The following is an 11,173-nucleotide window of genomic DNA, read 5'->3' as shown; positions in this document are numbered from 1 at the left end:
AGGCACTCTTCCTTTATAATCTTGATTATAACCGATTAAATATCTGAACTTCATGTATACGCTTAAAAAAGATGTGATGATTTTTGGAATTTCTTGAAATGGAATATCGATATAGCTATATCCTCGTCTGCTTACTGATCCCTATAAACAATGTCCTACCCTCCCGGCCTGTTTACGACTACACAAAATAACATCTGCACCCCGGCTTTTATTTTGGCAGCAATTTAATGGAAATTTTTCCGGAAAAAGCGATATAAACAACTTCGGATGTCGTAACTTTGAAAACACCGGATCAAGATGGAAGTTACATACCGGGGATATGCATTGAAAGATCATGTTGATATTATGTTTACAAAATGAAATAGTCTATGAAGAAAAAATATTTTACTGTTTTACTCTTTATTATATCGTGTATCATTGCGTTACCATCCTACGCTCAAAAAAAATCGGATCCGATAAATGATTTTAATACACCACTTCATTTATTACAGCCCGATTATGCTATCCCCTATGGTATCCCCGACAAAAAAGAGATAAAAAGTACACTCGACAGGATATTGACATACCTTGATAATGCAACCCCGGCCACCCTTATAGATAACGCGACCGGAAGAGAAATAAATCTATCCGACATAAACCACAACTCAGGTCTTAAAAGAGGTGATTTCCGGTTAGCCAGCTACGAATGGGGTGTAACCTATGCAGCAATGCTCGCTGCGGCCGAAGCGACAGGCGATAAAAAATACGAGGACTATGTATTCAATCGCTTTCAGTTTTTATCGGAAGTTACTCCTGAATTCAGGAAGATAATCAATGATCATGGTACCGTTGATCCGCAGATACATCAAGTACTGGTTCCTAAAGCGCTGGATGATGCCGGTGCCATGTGTGCGGCAATGATAAAGGCCGGCAGAAAAAATGCCCAACTAAAACTCGAACCGATGATCCGGAACTACATGAACTATATCATGTACAACGAGTACCGGTTATACGACGGGACATTTGCGCGTAAGCGGCCACAGATGAACACGGTATGGCTGGATGACATGTTTATGAGCATTCCTGCTCTGGCTCAGATGGGAGCTTTCACCGGAGAGAACCGTTATTTCGACGAAGCGGCACGGCAAATAAGCCTTTTTGCCGACAAAATGTTTGTCTGGGAAAAAGGATTGTTCCGTCACGGATGGGTGGAATCCATGCAGGATCACCCCTCTTTCTTCTGGGGAAGGGCCAACGGTTGGGCACTGCTGACGTTAGTCGAAACGCTGGATATATTGCCTGAAGGACATCCTCAAAGAGAAACTATTCTGCAATTATTGCGAATGCACATAAAAGGAATAGCCGCTTATCAGTCCGGGGACGGATTCTGGCACCAACTGCTGGACAGGAACAATTCTTATTATGAGACGTCGGCAACGGCTATCTTCACCTATTGCATCGCCCATTCCATCAATGAAGGTTGGATCGATGCGTTGACATACGGCCCGGCAGCGCTATTGGGATGGAATGCCGTTTCGACAAAAATAAACAGTTCCGGACAGGTAGAAGGTACCTGTGTAGGCACAGGAATGGCGTTCGATCACGCTTTCTACTATTACCGTCCTACCAGTGTCTATGCGGCACACGGATACGGGCCTGTCATCTGGGCCGGCGCGGAAGTGATCCGTCTGCTGGATAATCAATACCCGAAGATGAACGACAATGCCGTACAATTCTACTCATCCGCACAAACCACCACCGCACCTATTTTCAGTGTCAATGATGCGACACGCCCCGACCAGATCGTCGCCGGGAGTACCCGGAAAAGTAAAAACGCTCCTGTCGTCATGCTGATAGGTGATTCTACGATGAAAAATGGCCGGGGGAAAGGGGAGAACGGACAGTGGGGCTGGGGAAGCTTCTTCGAACAGTTTTTCGATACCACCCGTATCTCTGTCGAGAATCATGCGTTGGGAGGAAGAAGCAGCCGCACGTTTTATACGGAAGGACTATGGGACAAAGTCTTACCCGGCATACAAAAGGGCGATTACCTCTTCATCCAGTTCGGCCATAACGACGGAGGACCGCTTAATACCGGCCGGGCAAGAGCCTCATTGAAAGGGATTGGCGACGAATCACAAACAGTGATTATGGAGAGGAACGGCGGTCCCGAGGAAGTATTTACCTTCGGCCATTATTTGCGCATATATATCCGACAGGCAAAAACCCGTGGCGCAATCCCCATTGTACTGTCACACACTCCCGGAAATACATGGGATGGCAATAAAATGGTACGTAACAATGAGACATACGGCAAATGGTCGAGGGAAGTGGCCGAACAGGAAGGGGTCCTCTTTATCGATATGAACGACCTGATAGCCACAAAATGCGAAACCTTGGGAAAAGAGAAAACCAATGAGCTCTTTAAAGACAGGGTACATACTTCCTACGAAGGAGCAATACTGAACTGTGAAGCGCTGATTGAAGGGATAGAGACAATGCCGAAATTGGATTTGAGGAAATATATTATTAAATAAAAATTCAAAATTTAAGATTTCTAACTTCTAATTTCTCTAAAAAACAATATCTATTATGAAACGAGATGCATTTAAAATGTTTTTGAAAAAAGGGTGTGAAGTGGAATATGAAAAACGGCATAACGAAATATGGCCTGAACTTGCACTATTATTGCACGAATCGGGAGTGTATGACTATTCCATCTTCTGGGATAAGGATACGAACATATTGTTTGGCGTACAGAAAGTAAAGGGAGATGCCTCTTCACAGGATCTGGGCGACAACCCGATCGTACAGAAATGGTGGGCGTATATGGCGGATATAATGGAGACAAATCCTGACAATTCTCCGGTATCTATCCCGTTGAAAGAAGTTTTCCACATGGATTGAAACCACTCAAATGAACGGACCAATGACGTTACTATCTTTTCTTGGGAAAACAAGTATCCTGTGCCTGTCCCTTCTCTTTTCACTATCGTGCACTACCGGAAAGAACAAAAATTACCAGTTCTATTTCGGTGAAGGGAATAAAAAAGGATTCGTAAAGATTACAGAACAAACCATATACGGCGTTAATTCACCGTATGGTTACGATCTGGACAGTACGCCTGCCGGTAATGATCCTTTCTTTTTCTCTATCGATCTACCCGAAGGAAATTATAAAGTAACTGTTACGCTAGGCGACAGGGATCAATCGACCAATACCACCATCAAATCCGAATCAAGGAGATTGATGCTGGAAAATATCGACGTACCAAAAGGAGAGACTGCCAGCAAATCCTTTATCGTTAACATACGCAATACAAAGATCGGAGAAAAGGATTCAGTAAGGATCAAACCTCGGGAGATAGGCAAACTGAACTGGGACGATAAGCTGACCATCGAAGTGAATGGCATACAGGCTGGACTACAGACGATGGTTATAGAAAGTGTTTCGGTTCCTTCCGTTTTTCTGGCGGGTAACTCCACGGTAGTGGATCAGGACAATGAGCCTTGGTGCGGTTGGGGACAGATGCTGCCCCGATTCCTGAAACCCGCGATAGCCGTCGCCAATTATGCCGAATCGGGTGAAGCGGGCAATTCATTTATCTCTGCGAAGCGCTTTGCCAAGATACTCTCTCAAATGAAGGAAGGGGATTACCTGATGATCGAATTCGGCCATAACGATCAAAAGCAAAAAGGAGAAAACAGAGGTCCCTATACCAGTTATAAGGAGAGCCTGAAGTATATGATAGACGAAACAAGGAGGAAGGGTGCCACCCCCGTATTAATCACGCCGATGCACCGCCGCAGATTCGACGATAACAACCGGGTTATCAATACGCTGGGCGAATATCCCGATGCGATGAGGCAACTGGCTGAAGAAGAGGATGTGATGCTGATCGACCTGAACAACATGAGTAAGGTATTATATGAAGCATGGGGGCCTGAAGAGTCAAAAAAGGCTTTTGTGCATTATCCGGCCGGTACCTTTCCCGGCCAGACCGAGACATTGGAAGACAATACCCATTTTAATGCGTATGGAGGGTATCAACTTTGCAAATGCGTCCTGAAAGGGTTGATAGAGAATGAATCACCATTAAAAGAATATATTGTAGAGGATTATGGTCGATTCGATCCGGCACAGCCCGATGATATAGATAACTTTCTTATTCCCCCTACACCGTTCTATTCCGTAATAAAACCTGATGGAAATTAAAACTATACAATAAATAAAATTATGAAGAGAAATGTATTGGTACCCTGTTTTTTATTCCTTTTTATAGGATCGTTGTTTGCACAGAAAAAAACGGATGAAGAAGCCGTAAGAGCTGTGGCCGACAATATCCTGTCCCAGCCTGTCACCCAATTTGTAGGTGTGGACGACGGCACCGTCTACAACAGTACAGCAGAGATACCCGAAGGGAAAGATGTACGGTTCAAAAGTCCGCTCACCGAATGGCACTATTCGAACGGTGTACTGGATATGGCCATGATCAATCTGGGAGAATATCTTAACGAGGACAAATATATAGATTATGCCAAAAGACATGTCGCTTTCGGCTTCGACAACTATGAATACTTCAAGAACACTTTCAGGCACGACCGCAATCATTGGCACTGGCCTTTCGGACAACTCTGGAACACGAAAGAACTGGATGACTGCGGTGCTATGGGGGCTGCGGTTATCGAAGTATACCAGTTGAAAAAAGAGCAACGATATCTCGATTATATCAATACTGCGGCAGACCATATCATGAACGGTCAGAACCGCCTGGCCGACGGCACCCTCAGCCGAACTTTCCCGAGAAATATGACTGTTTGGGCCGACGATGCGTATATGGGGACCTCCTTCCTGACACGGATGGGGAAATTTACGGGAGATAACCGCTATTTCGACGAAGCAGCCAAACAACTTATCCTAATGGATGAATATTTGTGGTGTTCCGAAAAACAACTCTACTTTCACTGCTATTATACTGACTGGCAGAGAAACGGAGTCGCTTTCTGGGGACGGGCGAATGGTTGGATCATGATCTCGCTGGTCGATCTGATCGAAGCCATGCCACAGGATCATGCCCAACGAGGTAAACTGATTTCCATACTGGAAAAACAGATCGTAGGCGCTTCCCGATGGCAGAATGCCAACGGAATGTGGAATCAGTTGTTAGATAAAAGCGATTCTTACGATGAGTCGTCGGTGACGGCCATGTTTGTGTATGGTGTTGCCAAAGCAATCAATAACCAGTGGATTGATCCCGCTTACCAGAGTATTGCAAAAGCAGGATGGAATGTATTAAAAAACAACGAGATAACCACTGACGGCCGTTTTACCAACGTGTGCGTAGGAACCGGTATCAGCAACGACCTGCCGTTCTACTTCAACCGCCCAGTCGGCGACAATGAAAAACACGGATTGGGATTGATCATCGGCACAGCCATCGAAATAATGAAACTAAACAGTGCACAATGAGAGGAATAAAGACGCTGATTATCCTGTGTTCTTTATGTATCCCCGCCTTTGTCTTTGCCGGATTCAGGATTTCGGAACTCACCTGGGTAAACGACGTGGGAGCACGTACCGGACCCTCCGGTACCAGGGTATTCAATGTCTCCTCCTTCGGAGCTGTCGCCGACGGAAATACATTGAACACAAAAGCGATACAGGCTGCGATCGATGCTTGTGAACGTGCTGGGGGAGGGATTGTAACCTTCTCTCCCGGAAATTATTTGACAGGATCCATCTATCTGAAAGACGAGGTTCATCTCAAAATCCCCCAGGGTGTAACCATTCTGGGAAGTCAACGAATTGAAGACTATCCCGATATCGACACACGGGTGGCGGGGATAGAGATGGTCTGGCCCTCAGCCCTTGTAAATGTTATAGGGAAAAAGAACGTCAGGATATCCGGAAAAGGAGAGATCGACGGACAAGGCAAACCTTTCTGGGATTCCTATTGGGAGATGCGAAAAGAATATGAAATGAAAGGGTTACGCTGGATCGTAGATTACGATTGCAAACGCCCTCGGACACTATTGGTATCGGAATCGGAAGACGTAACCGTGCAGGATGTGACATTCAAACGAGCCGGATTCTGGACGATCCACCTACTCTACTCCCGGTATTGTACCATAGACGGAGTGACCATACGAAACAACATAGGAGGACATGGCCCCAGTACCGACGGCATCGATATCGATTCCTCTTCTTATATTCTGGTAGAAAACTGCGATATTGATTGCAACGATGACAATTTCTGCCTGAAAGCGGGACGTGATGCCGACGGACTGCGGGTAAACAAACCCACGGAATACGTGGTCATCCGCCATTGCATATCCAGAGCCGGAGGCGGCCTGTTCACATGCGGGAGCGAAACCTCAGGCGATATCCGGTATGTGCTGGCGCATGACCTTAAAGCAAAAGGGACATCAGTCGGACTTCGTTTCAAATCGGCCATGAACAGGGGCGGCACCACGCAACATATCTACCTCAAGAATATTGAGATGGAAGAAGTGGGAATAGCCATTGAAGCGACTATGAACTGGAATCCATCGTACAGCTACTCTGTCCTTCCCGAAGAATTCGAAGGGAAGGAATTGCCCGACCACTGGAATAAGATGCTACAGGAAGTAAATCCGCCGGAGAAGGCAATACCCTTTTTCAACAATATCCATTTATCCGGTATAAGGGTTTCCAATGCCACAAGAGCCTTTAGCGTGGAAGGAAGTGAGCTCTCGAAAATGGAAGATTTTTATTTAAGTAATATCCGAATCAATGCACAGCATGCCGGCTCCGTCCGGCATACAAAAAACTGGCGCATGGAGAATGTCAACGTGTGTTCCACGGATGGGCAACCCATTCAATTAACAGTAAGTTATAATGAATAATACAGTAATTATGGCCATCGTCCTGTTCTTTATCCTGACGGGATGTTCTTCCCCCACCGGGGTTGCGGGAGACACTGATTGGCCCCGGATAACCCGGGAAAGTAAACCCTGGACACGCTGGTGGTGGTTAGGAAGTGACGTGGATTCTGCAAACCTGGCATACAATCTGGCAGCGTTGGGCAAGGCAGGGATAGGGGGCGTGGAAATCACACCTATCTACGGCGTAAAAGGGCGTGAAGCGCATTATCTCAATTACCTTTCACCCGAATGGATGAATATGCTGGATTTCACCATTTCCGAAGCGGCCCGCCTGGGAATGGGAGTGGATATGAATAATGGTACGGGATGGCCCTTCGGGGGACCTGAGGTGACCCTGGAGGATGCAGCCACCAGGGCTGTTTTTCAGGAATACCAGCTCAAAGGGGGGCAATCACTCGATGAGCCGGTCACAGTACGGGACGAAAGACAGAAACCGTTTGCCCGGTTAAATAAACTTATCGCATACACCCCGGATGGTGGGAGTGTGGATATTACGGATAAGGTATCGGCGGAAGGGAAACTCAACTGGACGGCGCCGGAAGGAAAAGAGTTCACATTGGTCGCGCTGTTTATAGGAAAAACCCGGCAAGAAGTAAAAAGGGCGGCGCCGGGCGGACAGGGTTACGTGCTCAACCATTTCGATAAGGAGGCGGTCATGCGTTACCTCGGAAAATTCGATACCGCGTTTGCCGAAAATAACACCCCTTTCCCAAACACCTTCTTCAACGATTCGTATGAAGTGTACGGCGCTGACTGGACTCCGGAACTGTTGGACGAATTTGAAAAAAGGAGGGGATACAAACTGCAGGATTATTTCCCCGAATTGCTGGCCAAAGGAGCAACGGAGCTTTCCGTACGTGTTATCACCGATTACAGGGAAACCATTGGCGAATTGCTCAAAGAGAACTTTACCCGACCCTGGACCGAATGGGCACATGCGCACGGGGTAAAAACAAGGAACCAGGCACACGGATCGCCGGCAAACCTGCTGGATCTGTATGCCGCCGTAGACATACCCGAGTGCGAATCATTCGGTATCACCGATTTCGACATCCCCGGCCTGCGGAAAGATTCCATCCGCAAAAAGAACGACAGCGACCCCACCATCCTCAAATATGCTTCGTCGGCTGCCCATATAGCGGGTAAAACATACACCTCTTCCGAAACATTTACCTGGCTCACCGAGCATTTCAGGACTTCCCTCTCGCAGGCCAAACCGGAGATCGACCAGATGTTTACCTCCGGAGTAAACAGGATTTACTTCCACGGTACCACCTACTCGCCCGAAGATGCCGCATGGCCGGGATGGAAATTCTACGCGTCGGTGGACATGTCCCCCACTAATACCATCTGGAAAGATGCTCCTGTATTCTTCGACTATATCGCACGGGTACAATCATTCCTGCAAAGCGGAAAACCTGACAACGATTTTCTGTTATACCTCCCTCTTTACGATATCTGGGAAGGATTGCGCGGAAACTATTTTGCCACATTTGCCATCCACGGAATGCGGGAAAGGATTCCGGACTTCTGTGAAGCGGTGGAAAAGATCATGGAATGCGGTTACGATCTCGATTATATCTCCGATCGTTTCATAAGTACCACTACTGTTGAAAACGAACTGCTGAAAACAGAAGGTGGAACCACCTACAAGGCCCTGATATTACCGGCAGTGAAATATATCCCGGCCGAAACAATGGAACAGATCAGGAAATTGACAGAACAGGGAGCTACCGTGATCATTTCGGATCACTATCCTTCCGATGTACCGGGATTATCCCGTCTGGAAGAGCGGAAAAACCTGTTTCAGGAACAACTGTCGCTATTCCCGGAAGTCGCCTCTTTCGAAAATGTATCTGTCAATATAATGAAAAAAGGGACGGTTATCACCGGTAACGACTACAAGGATATGCTGGCGACATGGAAAGAGAACGAAGAACTCTTCGTATCGGAATTGGGTGGACAACTGATCCGCAGAAAACATGACAACGGACATATCTATTTCTTCTCCATGTTGAAGAACAACCCCGTAGACGGATGGGTTCCATTAGGAGTAAAAGCCGAAAGTGCCCTCTTCTTTAACCCGATGAACGGGGAGAAAGGGTTGGCCAGACTGCGTAAGAATAGCGGTAGAACAGAGCTGTATATGCAGTTGAAACCCGGTGAATCAATTATCCTGAAAACATTCAACAGGAAAAAAATAGAAGCCGAAGAATGGCCTTACTATCAACTCACAGGAAACAACGTCACCCTCAACAACGGTTGGACGTTACAGTTTGAAGAAAGTGAACCGGCAGTTACCGAAAGTTTTGCATTGGATGCACTCGTATCATGGACAGATATCGGTAATGAAGTACTGAAAAAGAATATGGGTACGGGACGATATTCAATGACATTCGATTTCATCAAAACACCCGGATGCGAATACCTCCTTTCTCTGGGTGATGTACGGGAAAGCGCCCGGATAAAGATCAACGGACAGGATGCAGGAACTCTGTATGCCGTACCTTTCGAAACAACGATCGGGTCGTTGCTGCGCGACGGGGAGAACACCATAGAGATCGACGTAACCAACCTCCCGGCCAACCGCATCGCCGATTATGACCGTCGTGGGGTAGAATGGCGTATTTTCCACGAGATCAATTTTGTAAGCATAACCTATAAACCTACGATGTTCGACATCTGGGATATCGCTCCTTCCGGTTTATTAGGGCCTGTCACGATTCAGGAGCTTAAAACCATTTCACTATAATGAAAACAATCTGCCTATTACTCTTTTCAGTTCTTTCTGCCTTTTCCCTTGCAGCACAAAAAACCCGCAACGACTTTCAACGAATAACATAAAACAACATACAATGACAATTCAAAAATCAGCAATATTGATAGTGATGACCGTGGCCGTTTTTATGGTAGCGTGTTCATCCCAGCCTTCCCGTCAATTTGAGAAAATTGTCGTGGAAGCCCCTTTCCCTATGGATACGATTAAGGTGTTGATTTATCCCGATAAAGATTTCCCCATCACTGAATATGGTGCGGTAGAAGGCGGTGAAGCAATCAATACGGCGGCAATTGCCGCTGCCATCGATGCCTGCAATAAAGCGGGCGGCGGGCGTGTGGTTGTTCCCGCAGGTGTATGGTTGACCGGACCGATCCATTTCAAAAGTAATGTAAATCTTCATTTAGGAGAAAATGCAGTAGTAAGTTTTACGGATGATCCTAACGACTATCTGCCAGCGGTAAAGACTTCGTGGGAAGGGTTGGAATGTTACAACTATTCACCCCTGGTATATGCCTATGAATGTGAAAATATAGCCATCACAGGCAATGGTATACTACAACCCAAAATGGACAGATGGAGGGTATGGTTCAAACGTCCGGAACCGCATATGAACGCCTTGGTGGAGTTGCATGAAAAAGCCGTTGCAGGCGTCCCGGTAGAAGAGCGCCAAATGGCGGTCGGCGAGAATAATCTGCGGCCTCACCTGATCCATTTCAATAGGTGTGAGAACATCCTGCTGGACGGATTCAGGATACGGGAAAGCCCCTTCTGGACCATCCACCTGTATATGTGTAATAGCGGCGTGGCACGCAATCTGGATGTCAAGGCACACGGACACAATAACGACGGGGTGGATCTTGAAATGAGCCGGAATTTCCTGGTGGAAAATTGTACGTTCGATCAGGGAGACGATGCCGTAGTAATCAAATCGGGACGGAATCATGATGCGTGGCGGTTGGATACTCCTTGCGAAAATATTGTCATCCGCAACTGTACAATACTCGAAGGGCATGTGCTTTTAGGGATCGGCAGTGAGCTCTCGGGAGGCGTACGGAATATCTACATGCATGACTGTGCCGCTCCGCAATCGGTACATCGGTTTATCTTTATCAAAACCAACCACCGCAGGGGAGGATTTGTGGAAAACATCTATATGGATAATCTCACGTCGGGAAAAACACAGCGTATCCTCGAAATAGACACCGATGTGCTGTATCAGTGGCGGCATCTTGTGCCCACACACGAGACAAGGATCACGCGTATAGAAGGGATCCATATCAGCAATATAACCTGTGAGGAAGCGGATGCCATTTACGAGTTGAAGGGTGATGAAAGGTTGCCGATAAAGAATGTGGAAATGAAGAACATTCATGTCGACCGGGTGAATAAATTCCTGAAAAGATCGGAAAATGCAGAAAACATTACGGAAAAGAATATTACCTATACGGAACTTCTAAATAGAGATTGAAATGAATAAAACGCTTTTCATAT

The 11,173-nt window shown here is 46.6% G+C and carries 7 protein-coding genes and 1 pseudogene; all 8 read left to right on the top strand.

Features of this window, described 5'->3' with window-relative positions:
- Nucleotides 1–368 precede the first annotated feature (368 nt).
- Nucleotides 369–1,763 (top strand): annotated as a pseudogene (locus PSM36_RS17695) (glycoside hydrolase family 88/105 protein); the annotation flags it as partial.
- Between the two features lie 63 nt (nt 1,764–1,826).
- Nucleotides 1,827–2,516: a rhamnogalacturonan acetylesterase gene (locus PSM36_RS17690; RefSeq protein ID WP_317042245.1), complete on the top strand. Its 690-nt coding sequence runs from the start codon at nt 1,827–1,829 to the stop codon at nt 2,514–2,516.
- A gap of 55 nt (nt 2,517–2,571) precedes the next feature.
- Nucleotides 2,572–2,886: an L-rhamnose mutarotase gene (gene rhaM, locus PSM36_RS04565; RefSeq protein WP_076929255.1), complete on the top strand. Its 315-nt coding sequence runs from the start codon at nt 2,572–2,574 to the stop codon at nt 2,884–2,886.
- A 22-nt stretch (nt 2,887–2,908) separates the two neighbouring features.
- A complete protein-coding gene (locus tag PSM36_RS04560; protein ID WP_173823120.1) occupies nt 2,909–4,195 on the top strand; it encodes a rhamnogalacturonan acetylesterase in 1,287 nt (428 codons plus the stop codon).
- Nucleotides 4,196–4,216: 21 nt separating this feature from the next.
- A complete protein-coding gene (locus PSM36_RS04555; protein WP_076929253.1) occupies nt 4,217–5,449 on the top strand; it encodes a glycoside hydrolase family 88/105 protein in 1,233 nt (410 codons plus the stop codon).
- Nucleotides 5,446–6,864: a glycoside hydrolase family 28 protein gene (locus PSM36_RS04550; RefSeq protein WP_076929251.1), complete on the top strand. Its 1,419-nt coding sequence runs from the start codon at nt 5,446–5,448 to the stop codon at nt 6,862–6,864. The genes PSM36_RS04555 and PSM36_RS04550 overlap by 4 nt, the downstream gene beginning before the upstream one ends.
- Nucleotides 6,857–9,655 carry an alpha-L-rhamnosidase gene (locus PSM36_RS04545; protein ID WP_083710928.1) on the top strand — a complete coding sequence of 933 codons (2,799 nt, stop codon included), beginning with the start codon at nt 6,857–6,859 and terminating at the stop codon, nt 9,653–9,655. Before PSM36_RS04550 ends, PSM36_RS04545 begins: the two co-directional genes overlap by 8 nt.
- Before the next feature lie 154 nt (nt 9,656–9,809).
- A complete protein-coding gene (locus PSM36_RS04540; RefSeq protein ID WP_394333049.1) occupies nt 9,810–11,150 on the top strand; it encodes an alpha-d-galacturonidase in 1,341 nt (446 codons plus the stop codon).
- Nucleotides 11,151–11,173: the final 23 nt, after the last annotated feature.

This window comes from Proteiniphilum saccharofermentans, from assembly GCF_900095135.1.
GTDB lineage: Bacteria > Bacteroidota > Bacteroidia > Bacteroidales > Dysgonomonadaceae > Proteiniphilum > Proteiniphilum saccharofermentans.
This window is presented reverse-complemented; position numbering and strand designations above follow the sequence as displayed.

What these genes read in the sequence shown, in the direction of transcription:
- PSM36_RS17690 (WP_317042245.1), top strand. Translation starts at nt 1,827, where the DNA reads ATGCTGATAGGTGATTCTACGATGAAAAATGGCCGGGGGAAAGGGGAG.
- rhaM (WP_076929255.1), top strand. Translation starts at nt 2,572, where the DNA reads ATGAAACGAGATGCATTTAAAATGTTTTTGAAAAAAGGGTGTGAAGTG.
- PSM36_RS04560 (WP_173823120.1), top strand. Translation starts at nt 2,909, where the DNA reads ATGACGTTACTATCTTTTCTTGGGAAAACAAGTATCCTGTGCCTGTCC.
- PSM36_RS04555 (WP_076929253.1), top strand. Translation starts at nt 4,217, where the DNA reads ATGAAGAGAAATGTATTGGTACCCTGTTTTTTATTCCTTTTTATAGGA.
- PSM36_RS04550 (WP_076929251.1), top strand. Translation starts at nt 5,446, where the DNA reads ATGAGAGGAATAAAGACGCTGATTATCCTGTGTTCTTTATGTATCCCC.
- PSM36_RS04545 (WP_083710928.1), top strand. Translation starts at nt 6,857, where the DNA reads ATGAATAATACAGTAATTATGGCCATCGTCCTGTTCTTTATCCTGACG.
- PSM36_RS04540 (WP_394333049.1), top strand. Translation starts at nt 9,810, where the DNA reads ATGGTAGCGTGTTCATCCCAGCCTTCCCGTCAATTTGAGAAAATTGTC.